The 19,936-nt window shown below is 50.7% G+C and carries 12 protein-coding genes; 4 read left to right on the forward strand and 8 right to left on the reverse strand.

The window, feature by feature from the left end; all coding sequences use genetic code 11:
* Positions 1-227: 227 nt before the first annotated feature.
* The 3 genes from CWE23_RS03545 to CWE23_RS03555 form a co-directional block, all read right to left on the reverse strand.
* Positions 228-3,215: a TonB-dependent receptor gene (locus CWE23_RS03545; RefSeq protein WP_126819500.1), complete on the reverse strand. Its 2,988-nt coding sequence runs from the start codon at positions 3,213-3,215 to the stop codon at positions 228-230.
* A 126-nt stretch (positions 3,216-3,341) separates the two neighbouring features.
* Positions 3,342-3,998: a 3'-5' exonuclease gene (locus CWE23_RS03550; RefSeq protein ID WP_126819501.1), complete on the reverse strand. Its 657-nt coding sequence runs from the start codon at positions 3,996-3,998 to the stop codon at positions 3,342-3,344.
* Between the two features lie 2 nt (positions 3,999-4,000).
* Positions 4,001-5,836, reverse strand: a complete 1,836-nt coding sequence (locus tag CWE23_RS03555) for a DUF294 nucleotidyltransferase-like domain-containing protein (RefSeq protein WP_126819502.1) — start codon at positions 5,834-5,836, stop codon at positions 4,001-4,003.
* A 159-nt stretch (positions 5,837-5,995) separates the two neighbouring features.
* Between CWE23_RS03555 and CWE23_RS03560 the strand changes: the two genes are divergently transcribed.
* The 3 genes from CWE23_RS03560 to CWE23_RS03570 are packed head-to-tail and all read left to right on the forward strand — an operon-like array spanning position 5,996 to position 11,828.
* Positions 5,996-8,125 carry a glycosyl transferase family protein gene (locus CWE23_RS03560; protein ID WP_126819503.1) on the forward strand — a complete coding sequence of 710 codons (2,130 nt, stop codon included), beginning with the start codon at positions 5,996-5,998 and terminating at the stop codon, positions 8,123-8,125.
* Between the two features lie 5 nt (positions 8,126-8,130).
* Positions 8,131-11,016: an NfrA family protein gene (locus tag CWE23_RS03565; RefSeq protein ID WP_126819504.1), complete on the forward strand. Its 2,886-nt coding sequence runs from the start codon at positions 8,131-8,133 to the stop codon at positions 11,014-11,016.
* Positions 10,938-11,828 carry a DUF4434 domain-containing protein gene (locus CWE23_RS03570; RefSeq protein ID WP_126819505.1) on the forward strand — a complete coding sequence of 297 codons (891 nt, stop codon included), beginning with the start codon at positions 10,938-10,940 and terminating at the stop codon, positions 11,826-11,828. Before CWE23_RS03565 ends, CWE23_RS03570 begins: the two co-directional genes overlap by 79 nt.
* Here the strand turns inward: CWE23_RS03570 and wecB are convergent.
* The 3 genes from wecB to CWE23_RS03585 form a co-directional block, all read right to left on the reverse strand.
* Complete coding sequence (gene wecB / locus CWE23_RS03575; protein WP_126819839.1) at positions 11,758-12,891, reverse strand: non-hydrolyzing UDP-N-acetylglucosamine 2-epimerase; 1,134 nt, start codon at positions 12,889-12,891, stop codon at positions 11,758-11,760. The genes CWE23_RS03570 and wecB overlap by 71 nt on opposite strands.
* 228 nt (positions 12,892-13,119) lie before the next feature.
* Positions 13,120-14,835: a sodium:solute symporter family protein gene (locus tag CWE23_RS03580; RefSeq protein ID WP_105305781.1), complete on the reverse strand. Its 1,716-nt coding sequence runs from the start codon at positions 14,833-14,835 to the stop codon at positions 13,120-13,122.
* Between the two features lie 6 nt (positions 14,836-14,841).
* A complete protein-coding gene (locus CWE23_RS03585) occupies positions 14,842-15,108 on the reverse strand; it encodes a DUF4212 domain-containing protein (protein WP_105305780.1) in 267 nt (88 codons plus the stop codon).
* A 217-nt stretch (positions 15,109-15,325) separates the two neighbouring features.
* Between CWE23_RS03585 and CWE23_RS13930 the strand changes: the two genes are divergently transcribed.
* The gene (locus CWE23_RS13930) at positions 15,326-15,460 is read left to right on the forward strand and encodes a hypothetical protein (RefSeq protein ID WP_275046263.1); all 135 of its coding nucleotides are present in this window, start codon (positions 15,326-15,328) and stop codon (positions 15,458-15,460) included.
* Between the two features lie 53 nt (positions 15,461-15,513).
* Here CWE23_RS13930 and CWE23_RS03590 read toward each other — a convergent pair whose 3' ends face one another.
* Positions 15,514-18,963: a hybrid sensor histidine kinase/response regulator gene (locus CWE23_RS03590; protein WP_126819506.1), complete on the reverse strand. Its 3,450-nt coding sequence runs from the start codon at positions 18,961-18,963 to the stop codon at positions 15,514-15,516.
* A gap of 244 nt (positions 18,964-19,207) precedes the next feature.
* Positions 19,208-19,840, reverse strand: a complete 633-nt coding sequence (locus CWE23_RS03595; protein ID WP_105305778.1) for a response regulator transcription factor — start codon at positions 19,838-19,840, stop codon at positions 19,208-19,210.
* Positions 19,841-19,936 lie beyond the last annotated feature (96 nt).

Raw genomic sequence — 19,936 nt, forward strand, 5'->3', positions numbered from 1 at the left:
GAACATTTATTGTTATCACCCACAATAACTGTGGATGATTAAAAGTTAGCAAGAAGTTATTTTAATGTAAACACTTTGTAACGCTCATGTGGTTGTTTTGTTGGTTTTTTGTGAACTTAAGTCAACATCAATTGTCGGGCATTTTTTTCTTATTGCAGTTGCGGGTAAAAAAAAGCCTGACTTGTATAGCAAGCCAGGCTTTCGTGCTTTTTTCTGTTATGTACTCTTTAGAAGCGCGCTTCGAAACCTAAGCGAACATAACGTGGTGTCTGCCATGAGTAGGCCGCACCGTACCATTGGTTGCGGTTACCTTCAGTGACTTCATAGTGCTCGTTTGTCGACGTGGCTTCCTGATTGTTAAGCACGTTGAAAATATCCAACGATGCTTTCATATCAACATCGGCAACGGTGAAGTTGTATGCAATCGATGCATCGACATTAAAGGTCCATGGTGTGCGACCTACCGTTCCGCGCGGAACTCGGTCATAGGTACAGTCGCCGGCATCGTTACAGTCGGCAATATAGAATGTATCACCGTAGCTACCATAAATGTTTGGATCATTGCTTGGATAACCACGGCCAAAGGCTGACAGCGGACGACCACTGGATAAGGTGCTGTTTAAGCCGACGGTCCAGTTATCGTCGATGTCGTAGCTACCAAACAGTTTAAACACATGGCGGCGATCGTTTGCCTGATAACCTTGCGCACCATCCATCAACGCCGGGAAGTCAAAGTCCTGAGTAATACCGGCATCCGCTTGATCGATATCTGACTTAACCGCACCCTCAAAGTTACCGGTGCTACGTGACCAAGTGTAGATAAAGTTCATTCGCAAGTTATCAGTGCGATACTTCAACTCTGACTGCCATGCTACGTACTCGTTATTAGCTTCTGGCATTTGAATTGTGGTGTCGTTCGGGTGCGTTGTTAACGAGCCCTCGTCCGGCTGACCATCAAACAAAGCTAACTTGTCTTCGTCCAGTTGCGTGCCATCCCAATAGTAGCCATCTTTATACCAGCTGGAATCTTCGCCTGGGTTGATCAGTACGCAGTAAGGGTAAGCATAGATACCACAGTAGTCATCCAGCGCACTGGTTACATCACGGTAGGTACCACGTAACGAGAAGGCCAGGTCGTCATTGATCGACTGCTCAAAACCGATAATCAGCTCCTGACGCGCAAACGGATCCGCTTCCTGAGACTGAAAGACCGGTTTGGTTGGTACGATAGAAACCGAACTGGTGGTTTGGCTATTCGACTCACTGCCATTTACCGGGCTGATACCCTGCGGTACGCCAGTAGCTCCATCAATGCCGTCGAAATAATAATAGGTAGTGGTGTCACTGACACCGGACGCGGCACGATAAATGGTGTTGTTAGCAACCGGCAGGTAGTATTTACCCCAAGTCGCGTATACTTTCGTTTCACCTCTACCCATTACGTCCCAACTAACGCCCAAGCGCGGTGCCCAGTCGGTATTAAAGGAGTAGAGTATTTCGTCGGTGGTGCCACTGCCTTCAAACTTGTCCTTGCGCAAACCAAGGTTAACAATGACATCGTCGGTTACACGCCACTCGTCTTCGATGTAGTATGCTGACAATTCAGAACCAAATTGACCACCACCCTCAAAGATACGATCCGAAACATAGTCAATAGGCGCGCCGGTGTCGTTCGAGAATAACTCACCGGTATCGCCCTGCACCGAACCACCCGGTTGTAGGGTCGCGTAGGTCCAGCTATGGCCACCGATGGGACGTGTTACGTTAGTCGATTCGCGTTCCTGATAGTCATAACCGGCGCGAATGGTGTGATCACCAAAATAATATTCAAGATCGAGCCGATACTGCGTATTGGTATCGAAGTTTTCACCGATGGAGCCACCGGGGCCACAGGATGCTGCCGGATCATCGACCTCACGGGTATCAACGACGGTGGAGCATTCGGTGTTCGAAGGCTCGGAACCGTACTGAGTTTCGATTTCACCGGCCATACCGGTAACGGTTAAATTGTCGGTCCAATAACCCGTGTAACTGATACTGTGTGCCGTACCACCGCGTTCAAAAATGGTGGTGCCGATTTCATCACCGATAACCTGAGTGTTCGGATTATATTGGAAGGTCTCCCGTTCGGTAGTGCGCTCATCCGAGTAACCAAAGTAGCTGAGACGGTGATTGGCATTAATATCCCAATCAATTTTTGCGCCCCAGAATAGATTATCACTGCCGGACGAGTCTTCGTAGTTGATGCGGGTATCTGGGGCAAATTGCCCACCCGTTGCCGCCGCAGCCGTCGACTCTGTGCCGCGTGGGTTCACCAATGCGTAGATAAATAAGGTATCTTCAATGATTGGCCCTGACGCACTTAAGCTAACGCTGTATTCATCGTTCTCGCTAACACGTTCATCGCGGAAGACATTACCGACGCCGCCGGAGCCGCGTGAGAAGGATCCTTCTTCCTGTAAGCCGGAAGGTTCAAAATGGGTAACGGCCGCGAATTCCCACATATTGGTACCGCTTTTTGTTACCGCATTGATAACACCGCCCGTAGAACGCCCATATTTAGGCGACATACCGCCGGTCTTAACCTGAAACTCTTTATAAAACTCGAAAGGAACCGAACCACAACCGAGCCCCTGACGTGTGTCAGTCACTTCTAAACCGTTGATGTAACATGAGTTTTCGGCAACTGACGCACCACCAAACGAGGCCGTGTTACCAAATCCGGTGTCACCTTTTACTGTACCCGGCGCCAATAGCGCAACGGAGGTCAGGTTACGTGCAACCGGCAGTTTGTCGAAATCAACTTCGCCAACCACCAAACCTGAGTTTGTTGTTGTTACATCAACGTTCGAGATGCGACTACCCATCACCTGAATGGTTTCAACGTCATCACCGACTTCGATTACCGGCGTAGCGTTGGTACCGAGTGACACCCGAACCGTACGCGTTGCAACGATTTCATCGCCGCGTCTTACTTGTAGCTGATATGAACCTGACGCCATCGCCGGAAAGCGAAACTGACCATCAACCACTTCCACTTGTCGCGAATAACCCGTTTCCGGATTGGTTGCGGTTACCGTCAGACCCTGGATATTTTGTGCTTCGATTTCGCCCAAAATGCTGGATTGCTGTTGTGCGGTAGCGGGCAATGCCGCCGTTAATGACGCCGCAACCGCCGCCGCGGTTAGCGTGCGCTTAAAGAATTGTGCCTTCATGGTTGTTAATACCCCCTGGAGTATTGTTTTTATTGCGCCCAACACCGAAAAGCCGGAATTGTGACGTCAGTTGACGTTAACAACCAGGGGTTGGCATGTAAACATTTTGTTTCAAAAAGGTTGCTTTTATATTAAATTTTTACACTTTCTTAGCAGTTCTAATGTTTTCATCTCAGGCTCTGCATTTTTAAAGGCTTGCGCCAAAAACAGTTCAGCACATGCAAGGGTGTCGGTAAACGCGTGGTGAGATGTATAGGTGGGAAGGCCATGTCTAGAGCGACAAGCGCTCAAGGTTAACTGCCCTTTTTTGGGAGGATGATCCGGATCTTTGAAAAAACTGTTTTTTTCGAAGGCTAGCGTGTCAAAAATTCCCAAAGGCTGAAAATTGATAAGAAATTGTTTTTCAATATGTTTTAAAAAACGCCAGTCCATGCCTTTGTGGTGACAAACCAGTACCGCACCGGATAACGCCCGGCTTAACATGGCGTAGGTTTGTCGCGGCTCCGAGCTGTGCAGAAAATCCTGTCGGGTTAAACCATGAATGGTTGGGCTTTGGCCTAACTCAAGCTCCTGCCCATGCGAAAACACATGATACTGGGCGCTGCCGGTGTGCATCACCGGCGGCTCTATCGACATCCAGGCGATGGCAAGCACCTGATGCTTCTTCGGATCAAGACCGGTGGTTTCAATATCGAGCGCGACATAACGCTGCTGTGTCCAGGGCTTTTGCAGTTGTTGCCGGCGTTGATACCAATCGGCTAAGGCACCAAGAAGTTTACCCATGACTAATAACCCTGACGACTGAATTTAAGACCGACACCCTGCTGGGCTTCTTTAATGATCTTAAACGCCGACTTTAACTGGCGTCGTGATAGCGTGCTGAGCTCATCGGGATCCAGTGCGTTCTTCGGTTTGTCCGTATCCCACACCGCCAACTGATGATTTAACCTGAGCTGAGTCAGGAACTGCCACGCCTCAAGCAACGACTGGTTGTCGCGCCGGTTCAGCAGCTTACTGCTTTCCAGTGCTTTCAGCCGCGCCGGCGTACTCGGCATCGTAAAGCCCGCTTGCAACGCGTAAATGCGCGCGATGTCATTAATCAGGGCAATGCCATAGCGCTTGATGTCAATGGTATCGCCCTCGTCGGTATCCTCGGTTCGAAACCGGTTGAACAGCCCTAAGGGCACCGAAATACGATTGACCAAAATCGCCAGATTGCCGAGAAACATCTCATTTTGCGCCAGTTTTGCGACCTGCTCACGGTAGTTTTGATAAAAACGGTTGTTACCGACCACGGCACGACTGTCAAAAAATATCTGGCAATACATCAGTGCCTTCGGCGTCGGACTCTGGGTCCAATTACGAAATCTCGCCAGCCACTCGTCGGTGGTTCCCCGACAATCCGGATTGGACGCCATGATATTGCCCGGACACAACGGAATGCCGCATTCATGCAGACCTTCGCAAACGTATTCGCCGAGCCCCTTAAACCAGTCTTTTTGTTTATCACTGAGGCCATTAGCCAGCAGTAACCCATTATCCTGATCGGAGCTTAGGGTCTGATCTTCGCGCCCCTGCGAGCCAAACGCCAACCAACTGTATTGAGCCGGTGCTACGCCGTAATCTTTTTCATACAGTTGGATTAACTGACGGGTCATACCATCGGTCAGCGAGGCCATTAACTGGCCGACCACCGTGGTGCGCTTCACGCGGTTGGCGAAGGTTTTTAAATACTCGGGTACTTTCTGTGCTTCCTGAATCAATTGCTCACGACTTTCGGCTTTACGAATGGCGCTGATCAGGTAGACCGGCTCACTGCGTTGCTGGCGGATAAGGTCGGTCGCCGTCACCATACCCACCGGCTCATTGTTACTGTTTACCACCGGCAAGTGGTGAACATTATTGGCCGTCATCGTGGTTAGCGCGTCCAACAACGAGCGGCTCTCTTCGACCGACTCCGGCAATTGCGTCATCACCGCGGCCACGGTCACCTCATAAGACAACCCTTGAGCAATCACCCGGTTGCGCAAATCGCGGTCGGTTAAAATCCCCACCAGTTGCCCGTCATCCACCACCAGTACCGAGCTGATGCCGTGTTCGGACATGACTTTTGCGGCGTCCTGTATCGAGGTATCACTGCTCAGGCTGACCGGCGCCATGGTCACCACCGACCCGACGGTCTGCTCGGTCCAGTCATCACTGCTACCGTCATTACTGCCGCCCTTTTCGGTCAGCAACCGCTCGCCATGGGCTCGAATAAAATACTGTTCAAATTGTTTGGAGGCATTACGCAGACGATCAAACGCATGCTGAGGCAGCACATAGACAATGCCATCTTCAATCGCCGTCAAGCGATTGACAATCTCGCGGCCGGTCAACAGTGATGGAAAGCCGAACAAGTCGCCGCTTTCAAGCCGTTCAATTAAACGCCCGTCGCTGCCGCGTAAATCGTAAACTCCGGAGCGGACAATGAACAACGCGGGACGCATCTGTCGCAGGATATCGTTACAATTGTCTTCATTCATATAGACCGACTGCAATTGCGATACTGCCCACTGCCGCTGCTCGGCCTCCAGCCCGTCAAAGGGCGGGCAGTCGGTCAAAAATTTATCCGGCTCCATGGCTTGCTCCCTAACACTGTGATTTAAACCTGAGGTTTAAATCACAGTTTCACATAAAACAATATAAAAAATATTAAAAAAAACATTGCCGATACATGGACGTTTTCAGAATCATGACATAACTTTATTTACGGTTCTATTTTGCAGTGTGAGTTGATCATGCTCGACCTATTCATTGACTATCTTTACGTGCTGAAATTTATCAGCATTTTTCTACTCATTGTGTTGTTTTTATTTGGTCTGGACGATCTGTTTATCGATGCCTATTACTGGCTACGAAAACTGCGCCGTAACCGCACCATATATACCCAATTTAAACATGCTGATCCCAGCGATCTGTTTGTGCCCAAACAAAAACCAATAGCGATCTTAGTGCCTGCATGGCAAGAAGTTGGCGTTGTCGGGCCAATGGCCGATGCTGCCGTTAAAGCCCTGGATTATGAAAACTATCAAATCTTTGTCGGCACTTACCCCAACGATCCAGCCACCCAAGCGGATATTGATGAAGTCTGTCGTAATTACGACAACGTGCACAAAGTTATTTGTGCGTTGCCGGGGCCAACGTCAAAAGCAGACTGCCTTAATAACATTATTGCAGCCATCATGGAATTTGAGCAGATCAACAAGTTTGAATTTAAAGGGTTCGTGTTGCACGACGCCGAGGATATGATCTCGCCACTTGAGTTACGATTATTTAATTATTTACTCAACAAAAACAAAGACCTGATTCAGATCCCGGTTTATCCATACACCAAGCACTGGTATCAATTTACCGCGGCGCATTACATTGATGAGTTTGCCGAATTGCATGGCAAGGACGTCGTGGTCCGCGAGTCAATTGCCGGACAAGTTCCGTCGGCAGGAGTCGGCACCTGTTTTAGCCGCCAAGCGATCATGAAGCTTTTACTCGAAGGTGACGGCGTTGCGTTTGATACCCGTTCTTTGACTGAAGACTACGATATCGGCTTCCGGCTTAAAAAATGGGGCATGAAGGAAATTTTTGTTCGGTTTTCTGCCGAAGCCGAAGATGCTTCATTAAGAGAAAAACACCACTTTGTGCACGACCGCGAGCATCGGGTAATTTGTGTGAGAGAATATTTCCCCAGTCGCTTTACACATGCCGTGCGGCAAAAGTCACGCTGGATTGTCGGCATCGTCTTTCAAGGCTTCAGAACGCATCGCTGGAGCAAAGACTTTCACATTAACTATTTTCTTTGGCGCGACCGCCGCGGAGTTATTGCCAATATCGTCAGCTTTCTAGCCATGTTGGTGTTCTTTCAGTTGGTGATCATATACGCCTATCAAGCCTGGGTTCCTGACGCCTATCGTTTTCTCTCGATCTTCAGCGACGATATGATCGTGATAGTGTTATTAAGCGCCAACTTATTGATGTTTTTTAACCGTCTTATTCAGCGCTTTATTTTTACCACACAGTTTTACGGTATGACACAGGGATTCCTCTCAATCCTGCGCATGGTGTGGGCTAATGTCATCAATTTCGTTGCCGTACTGCGTGCCATTAAACTGGTTATCCTGGCAAAAGGTTCAGCGGTAGCGTGGGATAAAACACAGCATGACTTCCCTCATGTCCTGGATGCCAAAAAACGTGTCATCGGTGAACTGCTGCTGCAGCATAACCTGCTCACCGAACAGCAACTAACCGATGCGTTAATCAGTAAACCCTTGGGAATGCGGCTCGGCGCGTACTTAATACAAGAACACATCCTTTCACCGCGACAGCTGGGTGAACTGATTGCTCAGACCAGCGGCCTCTCGTTTCAGCGAGTCGACCCTTTTCAGCTCAGTAGCGACTTAATACAGAAAATTCCGGGTCGCAAAGCACTGATGTATCGGGTGCTGCCGGTCGCCTATGATGCGTCGAAAAACCTGCTGACTGTGGCATCGGAAAACGAACCGAGCAAAGTTGCGCTTGCGAGTTTGCGCCGAGCCACCAAAACATCAATCAACGTCGTGATATCACAGCCGGGGGCTGTCAGTGTTGGGCTGCGCTACTGGTATCTCAATGATGAGAGTGTCAAACAGCGCGCGCAACAGCAATCCGACCAGGACACCTATTTTGCCGTCAATGAATCATTAGGGCAGATTCTGGTTAATATGAATCTTATTGCGCCAGCAACCTTACGACAGGCGGAACTGGATTATTACGACAGCGAACCAACCACCCGGTTTGGTGATCTGTTAATTGCTCACGGCTGGCTCAAACAGGACCAACTCGATCTTGCATTGAATGAGCAAGCCCGTCGACTCAACCTATTGGCGGGAGTATAACCGTTATGAACGGCACCCTAGATCTGCCCGGTAGACGTTCTACTATGATCACCAAACGTCTTGTTTTGCCAGCACTTATTGCACTGTTATTGGCCCCGGTAAACGCAGCTCAAAATTCCACTGAGTTACTCAGCGGTCTTTCAGAATATCAGCGCTTTAAAGCCTATCCTCGGGTCGACATGGCTTATCGGCTGGTCGCCGAGGATCGTATCGCCGACGCTATTGTCGAAATTGAAAAAGCACGCGAAGCCATTCCACTCTACCGGCCGCTGGCACACTATCATGCCAACCTCCTGTTACTTGAACAGCGTTACCTTCGCGCGGCTGAGGTTGCCGCTCAATTTCCCGACGATGCCGAGTTAACCGACTTAGCGGCAGAAGCCTACAAGCAATATGCACTTAGAGCATCGACCGGCGCGGAAGATATGATCAAACTTGCCAGTCGATTACCTGTTGCTGAACGTGACGCGTTGATTCGCTTCTTTGTCTTCAACCACCAACAACTAACCAACCGCGAATTAAAAGCGCTTTATGAGTTGATCCCGGCAACGTTAGTCACTAGCGATACAGCGATACTGTTTAACCAACGATTTATCCAACAAGGTGACCGCACCGCCGTGTCTCGCTACCAACAACGAATTTGTTCCGCACGAAGCTGTAACTATCCCGAATGGCGTGCACTGTTCATGGCTTACATCGAACAACAACAATTTGATCAAATTCAGCAGACCTTGAAGCGACTGCCTGAGCTCCGTCCCCGGCTTATCGACGACATTATCGAGCGAATGGTTGCACGCGGTCATTATCAGAGTTTGCTCACCGTATTGGCACCCTATATCGATAACAACTCGTTGACGCCTTCACAAGTCGCCAGGCTTTACACGGTCGCCCGTACGCTTGGCGATCAGGTCATCTCACAACAGTTGTTAGCGCAATCCGATCTGTCATGTGCCGAACGAGCGCAGCAGCAACACGAGCTTGGGCAAACCGCCGCGCTTCGAGAAACGCTCACCAACTGCCCGGTTACCGCTGAAAATGCTAAGCAGCAATTACTGCTGTTAACTGAAAACCGGATGTATGAAACGTTGGCGCACAAACGATTCGATGACGAGAAGCTGATAAAGACGCAACGTTCGGCCTTAGTAGATCACTATAACAGCAGCAAAGATTGGTCTCGGTTGGTCGCGTTGTTGTCACCTTTTCCGTTGGATCAACTGACCGCCAACGAGCGAAGGGTATTAGCAACAGCGCTAAAACAACAGCAGCGTGTTGATGATGCCAGTGATGTCGTGGTGGCGAATTGGCAACTTTCAAACGTGCCCTCCGACCTTGAACTTGCCACCTACTATTTGACCGAACAGGGGCAATACCAACGCGCACTGGCATTAATTTCCGCAGCGCTTAACGAACAGCCTGATTTATTCGACCGTTCAACGTCTCTGCGCGAGAGAGCGCAATTCATCATTGATACTCAGGTACTCTCACTGACTCCTGAACAGCGCTCACTTTTTGCATCCCTCGATCCGACCAGTGATATTTTGATTAATGCTTTGCTGAGAAATAACGCCTGCAGTGAGGCAATGAGTCTCTATGCAACCGTATCGGAAGCGTCGAAAGATGCGATCACCTTCAATTGTGAAGCGGCCATCGACAAACGACTCGCGCGATTATTGCAGAACCTTGAAGAGCGGCCTGCCAGTCAGCAGGCAGAAGCCGCATTTCTGCTTATTGCACAGCAGGACTACGAACAAGCCGATGCCATTATCGTTGGTATCGAAGACTGGCAGGAACAGTGGCTATTGGTTGACGCACGTTTGTCGATAGCCGCACAACAAAACAATAAAGAGAAACAACGACAGCTGTTTGCCATCGCCGACCAATTTTACGACCGAGTCGCAGAAACCGCCATTCGTAAAGCTTATTTTTATTACAGCGAGGGAGACTTTGTCGCATCCGCTCGGCAATTTAACGTCGCCTTTAATAACGACAGCGGCACACAAACAACCGCCAACCTGGAGCAAGCTGCTTACGCTAACCTTTATATCGATAAAGATACGGAAGCAAAAAAACTGCTGACTAACAGCCTCGAACAACGCCTTAACCACGTTCAGACAACAGAACATGAAGACGTCGCTAAAGCACAACAACTCTACCAAGAAGTCGATTCTCCCTGGGGCGTAACACTAGCCGGCTGGGTTGGTGACAGTTCTGCGGTGTCAGTAGTCACGGCCAATGACTTTCAAGCGGACTATTTTTTGAACGCCGAGGTCAGCTACAATCTTAACTACGACAACCGCGTTGGATCCGACATAAGTCTGGCTGTCGCAACGCTTTCCGGTGGCGAAAACACCTTTTTTGACAATGAGGAGCTTGATTTTCACTTAGCCTGGCGCCCCTGGAGCGACCAACAAGCCGTTGCGCGGTTCGGTATCCGACACAACTTCGACAGTGACAATTCACGTACCTACATCCGCGCTTCTTACGACCCGCTACAAAGCATGGCTAAGGCAAAATCGTGGTCACAAGACCATTTATGGCCCTCGCAAAGTCTGTTCTTAGATGCCATATACTACATTGATAGTGGAACTTACGGTGGTTACGCCCGCTACAAACCGAGTTATGATTTTGCCGGTCGTCAGCGGTTGTTTTATCAGGGTAGTTTCTATCCGTTTGTGCAGTATCAGTTAACCAATGACACGTTAGCGAAATCGACACTGTCAGACACGCGTGCCGGTCTCGGTATCAGTAGCCGCTCCCGTTGGGGGAAAAATCGCTACCGAGGTTATAACGTATTTCTGGAGGCATCATTAGAATGGCAGTACGTTATCAACAGCGATATTTCAAAAGAAAACGACAATGCTTTGCTGCTGCGTTTTGCGCTCTATTACTAAACGCCTGCGCCAGCAGTGTCGCCGATACCACCAACGGTTGGGAGAAAGGCATTTTCTTCCAACCGTTGCATCAAGATGCCTATCTCAGTGATGCCTACTGGTTCGATCTTACTGATTATTTAAAGCGCGTTGGCATCCGTCGCGTCTATGTGCAATGGACACGGCACGATAATCATCGATTCCAATTCCCCGATAACTGGCTATTAAGACGGCTTAAATGGTTGGACAAGGACTTTGAACTGATTATCGGCTTAGATGCAGACAGTCAGTATTTTGAGTTCATTAATGAAAGCGCCGACAGTCGGTATTTTCAAGCTTATATTCAACAAAACAAAGACTGGCTGAATGAGCTGAGCAACCTAACTAACGCATTGAATATCCATGTTGACGGATACTATTTTCCCGGCGAGTTTAATGATTCCGCCTTGTCTGACCAAAACTTCCTGAATCACGTTGCGCGCACCTTCTCACAATGGCAACAGACGCTCAGTACCCCCATCTACGTGAGCACCTTTTATAGCGGTAAAGTCAGTCCCGAGCACTATCGTAAACAGCTTTTACAACTGCAACAATCAGGCATTCGTCTGCTGCATCAGGACGGTGTTGGCACTCAAGCCGTAGCGGCGACACTACGAGCTAGCGTGCTAAAAGCCATACCCACGCAAACGGCAGTGATCAGAGAGCTGTTTGAATACCAGTCAGGCACCTTTGCTCCTCGTTCTAATACTGACATAGAGGCAGCTATTGCTGCAGCAACAGATTCGGATGCATTTTTTTCGCTACGCTATCTGCCATTAACAAAAAGTGAATAATTCGCTGACAGGCGCGCCCGTCGCCGTAGGGGTTGTGCGCGCGTGACATATCGGCATAACATTCGGGACTCGTCAGCAGCGTGCTAACGTGATCAATGATCGCTTTAGGATTTGTACCAACCAGCTTAACCGTCCCGGCCACAACAGCCTCAGGTCTCTCGGTGGTATCGCGCATCACCAGCACGGGTTTACCCAGCCCCGGAGCCTCTTCCTGGATGCCGCCACTGTCAGTCAACACTAAGTAGCAACGTGCCATCAGATACACAAACGGCTCATAGCTCAACGGCTTGATTAAGTGAACATTAGAAATGTTACTCAGCATCGCTTGCACGGGCTTTTGCACGTTTGGGTTTAAATGCACCGCGTAGATAAAGTCTACCTCTGGAAAGCGTTCAGAAAGTCGCTTAATGGCGGTACAAATATCATCGAAACCCTGACCAAAATTTTCCCGCCGGTGACCGGTGATCAACACAAACGGACGCTGGTGTGGATTAATCCGCAAACCGGCTTCCATTAATTGCTGTCGTATTTGTTGCTTTAATTGCGTTGAACCAGCAATTTTTGCTGTAACCCACTGCAACGCGTCAATCACCGTATTGCCGGTAACCACAATATTCGTCGCGGCAATTCCCTCACGCATTAAATCCTGCTTGTTTCGTTCGGTTGGCGCAAAATGGTAAGTCGCTAAACGTCCGGTCAACTGCCTATTCGCTTCTTCCGGCCAGGGCGACATGAGATTGTGTGTGCGCAGACCCGCTTCGACATGGCCCACAGGAATACGAGCATAAAATGCAGCCAACGTGGCGGCAAAGGTTGTTGCGGTATCACCGTGAACCAATACTAAATCCGGCTTCGCATCGTTCAACACCTGTCGCATCCCCAGCAATACCGCTGCGGTGATATCAAAGAGGTCTTGGTTCGCGCGCATGATATCCAGGTCAAAGTCGGGCACGATATCAAACAAGCTGAGCACCTGATCGAGCATTTGTCGGTGCTGCGCAGTAACGGCAACCAGCACATCATATTGTTCATCGGCTTTCAGCGCTTTCACCAACGGCGCCATTTTAATCGCTTCGGGCCGTGTACCAAACACCAAGAGAATCCGTCGTTTAACTACCACACTGCACCCGCCATAGTCTGTTTTGTTGTTAATTAAACAGTAGACCAGAAGCGGAAATATACAATACGGTTGAAATAAAATATCGGTGGGTAAAAACGCAGCGTGCGCCTGAGGCGCACGTTACGAATAATATGTGGGGAAGGTAAAGTGCGCCAAAGGCGCACGATACGTTTAATGGTCAGTCGCTGCGCCAGCACCTTTCGGATAGCGAATTGACTCAACCAGCTCCTGAATGTCTTCAGGGGCATCACCGGTCATTTTGTGGACAATGGTAGCGACCACAAAGTTGATGATCATACCCAAGGTACCGATACCTTCCGGCGAAATACCAAAGAACCAGTACTCCGGTGTGTTCAGTTCAGGCGAGATGAACTTGAAGAACACGATGTACGAGAAGGTAAACAGAATACCGACAACCATACCCGCTACTGCACCTTGACGGTTCATGCGTTTATGGAAGATACCCAGAATGATCGCAGGGAAGAAGCTTGCTGCGGCTAAGCCGAAGGCAAAGGCCACCACCTGCGCCACGAAGCCGGGCGGGTAGATACCAAAGTAGACCGAAATAAATATCGCGATGGCCGCCGCCAGTCGGGCGTAGAACAGCTCCTTCTTGTCGGTAATGTTCGGCATCAAGTTTCGTTTCAGCAAATCGTGCGAAACCGAGGTCGAGATAACCAACAACAGACCTGCGGAGGTTGACAGCGCGGCAGCAACACCACCGGCAGCAACCAATGCCACCACCCAGGCCGGCAAGTCGCCGATTTCCGGGTTAGCCAGTACCATGATGTCACGGTCGATGGTCATTTCGTTGCGATCATCGCCCGAATAGAACATCTTGCCGTCGCCGTTTTTGTCTTCCCAGGTGATCAGACCGGTTTTTTCCCAGTTCTTGATCCAGCTTGGTGCGTTTTCATATTCAACACCCTGTAAGTCAGGACCATTAATGGTGTTAAAGATGTTCACTTTGGCGAACGCAGCGATGGTTGGTGCAGTCAGGTAAACGACTGAGATGAAGGTCAGAGCCCAGAACGCTGAACGGCGTGCATCACGTACTTTCGGAACGGTGAAGAAGCGCACGATAACGTGTGGCAGACCAGCGGTACCAACCATCAGTGCAGCGGTAATAAAGAACACATCCACTTTACTGCGCACACCTTCGGTGTATTCGGCAAAGCCGAGTTCAACCGACAAGCCATCCAGTCGTTCCAGCAGGAACTGTCCGGAGCCCGGCACCCCATCGGCAATGGTACCGCCGAAACCAGTTTGCGGCAGCACGTGACCGGTGATCAAGAGTGACAGGAAAATCGCCGGAACGATGTAAGCAAACATCAGTACAATGTATTGCGCTACCTGTGTATAGGTGATGCCTTTCATACCACCCAATACCGTGTAGAAGAATACGATCACGGCACCGATGATAACGCCGGTAGCAATATCGACTTCCAGGAAGCGCGAGAACACCACCCCAACACCACGCATCTGGCCTGCAATGTAGGTAAAGCAGATCAGGATCGCGCAGAGTACCGCGATGGTACGTGCTGTCTGTGAATAGTAGCGGTCACCGATAAAGTCCGGCACGGTGAACTTACCAAACTTACGCAGGTAAGGTGCAAGACACATCGCCAGCAGTACATAACCACCGGTCCACCCCATCAGGTAAACCGAGCCGTCATAGCCTGCAAATGCGACGATACCCGCCATTGAGATGAAAGAAGCCGCCGACATCCAGTCCGCCGCGGTTGCCATACCATTGGCAATGGGGTTAACCCCGCCGCTGGCTACGTAAAAGTCGTTGGTTGATCCGGCACGAGACCAAATTGCGATACCGATATATAACGCGAAGGTCAGGCCGACAATGATAAATGTGAGCGTTTGAATATCCATAGCGCACTAGTCCTCGTGAACTTCGTATTTATTATCGAGTTTGGCCATGCTCCGTACATAAATGAATATGAGCACGATGAAGGTAATGATGGAGCCTTGTTGCGCGAACCAGAAACCCAGCTTAAAGCCGAAGAATGTGATTTCGTTCAACACGTCCACGAGCAGTATTCCAAAGCCATAGGATACGATAAACCAGACAACCAGGAGCTTTAGCATTAAGCCCAGGTTCTCTTTCCAATACGCTTTGGCATCACTTTCGTTTTTAAATGCCATAAACGTCCCCTCTTGTTTGTTGATAGTTATTGTCGAACGTGATTTGTTGTTCGCTAACAAATGTAGATGGGGTTGTTAATAAAAAGAATTGGACTTTGGTCTAACAGCCGCTGTATGTCGCTCCGCGACGGCTATTTGTTGCTGCGCAACGGCTGTTTGCGATGAGCCTTCGGCCATCGCGGCTTTTTTGCATTCGCTTCGCGAATGCAGGAAAACCATGCTTGACCATTGTTTTCTTTCTCACCCCAACAGCCGCAACGAGCGAAGCGATGTTGCCAACAGCCGCACCGCAGGTGCAAACAGCCGTCGCGCAGCGACATACAGCCACACCATCGATGAGCACATTGAGTAGGTCGCGCATTCTGCGCGACGATACAAGCAGCGAAAACGACTCCGCGCCTAGCGTTATCGCGATGAGATGTACTTTAACAAAGCCTTCAGCGATGCCGGTTTAACCGGTTTGGGCAGGAAGTGCAGTTTTGCCTGTCTGGCTGCTTTTTTCACATTATCATCACGCATTGCCGTGACCAGCGCTCCCGGTAGGTTGTCCGTTTGCCAGATATGCCGCAGCTCGTGCACCAACGCCAAACCATTGCCCTCACCCAACTGATAATCGAGCAGCAGGCCGTCCACTGCCGGTTGCGCTTGTGCATAAGAAACCGCCTCCGCATAACTGCGGCAGGTAACCGCACGACATGCCCATTTTTCCAGCAATGCGCTGACTGCGTTTAAATTTTCCTGATCATCATCCACCACCAGTAACGTCAGCTCGGTGGTCGGTGTTTCATCGGCTTTATACTGAGGCTTATGCACCACCTGTGCCGCGTTGCCCAGGGGTACCGTCACCGAGAAACACGAGCCCTTGCCTTCGACCGAGGCGATCTGCAGTTCACAGCCGAGTTGTTCGCTCATCCGTTGTGCCACACTCAGGCCGAGACCAACGCCCTCAACGTTCTGATTCTGGATCCGGTAAAACGCGTCAAAAACTTTGTTCTGTTGCTGTGCCGCTATGCCCGGACCGGTATCCCACACCGCAATCTGCAGGTAGTCACCGCGTTTGCGCACGCCCAGCAAGACCTTACCCTTAGGTGTGTATTTAATCGCATTGGATAAAAAGTTCTGCACAATACGCCGTAAATACGTCGGATCGGTGTACACCGGACGATCGTTAAAAAACGCCTTGAATTGCAATTGCCGCTGCTCGGCCAACACCGTGTATTCCTCAACCAACGGCGCTAAAATCGAGCTGAGCTGGACATGACGAAACTGTGGCTGCAGTGCGCCCTGATCCATTTTTGCGATCGACAGCAACGTCGACAGTAAGTGCTCCGTCGAGCCCAGAGCGGTGTCTAACTTGCCAACCAGGCCAAGGTTGCGCTCGGATAATTCCTTCTCGTCAATGGCCGACAAATACAGCCGGGCTGCGTTTAGTGGCTGCAAAATATCGTGGCTGGCCAGTGCTAAGAAGCGTGTTTTCGAGGCGTTAGCGGCTTCCGCTTCCGCTTTGGCTTTTTTCAGTTGCTCTTCGACCTCTCGACGGCGATCAATCTCCGCCGTCAGTTCCTGATTGATCTCACGGATCTCCTGGGTACGGGTATCCACCCGCTGCTCCAGATCAATATTGGCATCTTCCAGCGCCTGCTGCGTTTCGACGTGTTCGGTGATGTCGGTAAAACTGGTCACAAAACCACCGCTGGGCAACGGATTGCCCACCATCTCGATCACCCGGCCATCGGCGCGGCGGCGGATAAAGCGGTGCGGTGAGCCCATCTGCATGTAACGTAAGCGCTTACTGACCAATTCATCAATATCGCCGGGGCCACACTCACCACGTTCTGCGTTGTAGCGGATCAAAGTCGCAATCGGCTGACCCGGCTTGACCATGCCCTCGGGGTAATCAAACAAATCCAGATAGCGGGCATTCCAGGCCACCAACTTAAGATCGTTGTCGACCACACTGATGCCCTGTGCCAGATTCTCCAGCGAGCTGAACAAAATCGACTGCTGGGTCTGCAACGCCTGAGTGGTGTCATCAAAAAAGTGCACCACTTCTTCCAGGTTCAGTTGCTTGTCTCGTAGCGCAGCCTGGATCAGCGAGCGCGCGGTAGCTGAGCCCAATACCCCGGCAATGGCGCGTTCAACGTACTGGATCAGCGCCCGGTCAGCCACCGCTTCGGCCCGCAACGACTGACTCTCGTCCGGCGCCTGATAATAAGACATCAGTTGTTGAGCCCGCTCGGCGCCGAGGAAGGTTTTCAGCAGCAACATCATATCGGCGTTGGTGGCGTGATGATTTTTGTGCAGGTTATTATCCGGCAGTTCAGCGCGCGGTTTCACAAAGGCCGTCGCCTGAATGCGGTCGACCAGCCGCGGCTGCGCCATCATTGAGAAGGCGATATACGCAATCAGATTCATACTGAGCGAAATCACCGTCCCGCGCGTTATGATTTCAACGTCCGTGGCCGTCGCGGTCGAGTACAACGGCACCAGTACCGCAACCACCCAGCCGATGGATCCGGCAGCCAACCCGGCATAAACACCGCGGGCATGACCTTTGCGCCAGTACAGAGCGCCGAGCAAACTTGGCAGCAACTGCAACACCAATGAAAACGCCAACAGACCGATACTGACCAAGTCGGTGCGGGAGGCCCAGAAGTAGTAACACAAAAACGACAACGCCATGGTCACGGCGATCGCCCAGCGGCGGAATTTCAGCAAGGTTCGGTCATACTCGCGGCGGCGTTCTTTTAACGGTAGCCGGGATTCCCGTTGCAGCAGGATCGGCATAATGACGTCGTTGGTTACCATGGTACTTAAGGTAACCGACGCGATGATCACCATCGCCGTTGCCGCCGAAATACCGCCGATAAAGACCACCAACGACAACCATAACTGGTCCTGCAGCAAGGGTAACTGCAGCGAAAAGGTCGAGCCATCAGAGCCCGCCGGTAGAAAGTAAGTACCCGCTACCGCAATCGGAACGATAGCAGCCGCGGTGACCGCCAGATACAGGGGAAAGCCCCAACGTGCCGTTTTTAAATGTTTAACATTAACGTTATCCACCACCGCAACATGAAACTGACGTGGCAGACAGAGAATGGCACCGGCGGCCATAAAGGTTTGTACGATAAACTCAAACTCGCCAAAGGCAGCCAGGCTCCATTGCGGCTTTTCCGGCGAACCGAAGGTCTGCACCATTTGGTACTGCGTGTCGGTGCTGATCAATTCCCAGGCGAAAATACCGGCAGCCACCAGCGCTGCGAGTTTTATCATTGACTCCACCGCGATCGCCAGAATCATGCCGCTGCGGTATTCGGTCACCTCGACATGCCGGGTACCGAACAACATGGCAAACAGCGCCATCAGCGCCGCCGCACCGAGCTCCTTCAGTGAAAACTCACTGACCACCGAATCGTTTTCGGTCAGCACCGAAAAGCTTAACCCTACGGCTTTCAATTGCAGCGCAATGTAGGGCACGATGGCCAGCGCAGCGATGGTCGTAACGACAACCGCAAGCCGGCGTTTTTTGCCATAACGGGAAGAGATAAAGTCCGCAATCGAGGTGATGTTCTGCTGTTTACTGACCGACACCAGTTTTTCCAGTACCTTGATGCCGAATAAAAACAACAGAATGGGGCCAAGCAGGATCGGAAAAAACGCCCAGCCCTCATTGGCGGCGTTACCGACCGCGCCGTAATAGGTCCAGGAGGTGCAGTAGATGGCCAGTGACATGGCGTACACAAATGGCCGATGGCTGAGCCGATTGGCCCAGGAATCTTTCTGGTCGCCCCAACTGGCAATGGTGAACAAAAACACCACATACAACAGCGAAGCCAGCACCAAAATCCATGTCATTGTTTACATTCTCTGTTGGTTGAAACCTTTAAACCTTTCACCGCAGAGGGCACAGAGCGCGCGGAGGTTTTTATTGTAAAACCACCAGCCCCTCTCATGATATCAACAGCGGTGGTGACAACAGGCACACTGCGCCAACTCAACAAAAAACCCACCCATTGGGTTTTCCATTAAAAATCTTTTCTCTGCGGTTCTCCGCGCCCTCTGCGGTAAAAAAAGCTCCCCGTCGTGCCGAGGGCACGACTTACAACTGCAGGCGTTCAGCGACGAGTACTGCCTGGGTACGGCTGTATACCCCGAGTTTACGGAAGATGGCGGTGATGTGTGCTTTCACCGTGGCTTCGGTAATATTCAACTGGTAGGCAATTTGTTTGTTCAACAGCCCTTCGTGCAAGAAATGCAAAACCCGGTATTGCTGCGGCGTCAGTTCCGACACCTTACGCGCCAGTTCCTGATCCTCATCGGTAATGCCATCCAGACGACCACGGGTTTCTTCCGGCACCCAGGTATCGCCCTGTAAAATGGTGTCGATCGCTTCGGCAATTTTTGCCGATGACAGCGATTTAGGGATAAATCCCAACGCCCCAAAGCCAATGCATTTGGCAACAATTGATGCGTCTTCCGAGCCCGAGATGATCGCCACCGGTAACAACGGAAAGTCTTCCCGTACCCGAATCAAACCGTACAGATCACCGCTGCCGGGCATATGCAGGTCCAGCAACAACAAGTCGACATCGTCATCCTCGTTCAGCGCCGCCAGCGTCGAGTCCAAATCCTCAGCCTCGCGCAGCGTCAGTTCCTCAAAATGATTCCCCAGCGCTCCCTGCAGCGCTTCGCGAAACAACGGATGGTCATCCGCGATCAAAAATTTAGCCATAATTATTCTTATACTCGGTTCGTTAGCTATAAGCTACCCAACTTAAGCCGCTCACGCAAGCCAACGACGGGGAGTCAGGCCGTAAAGTGAGTAGCT

Source organism: Idiomarina aquatica, assembly GCF_003987185.1.
GTDB classification, from domain to species: domain Bacteria; phylum Pseudomonadota; class Gammaproteobacteria; order Enterobacterales; family Alteromonadaceae; genus Idiomarina; species Idiomarina aquatica.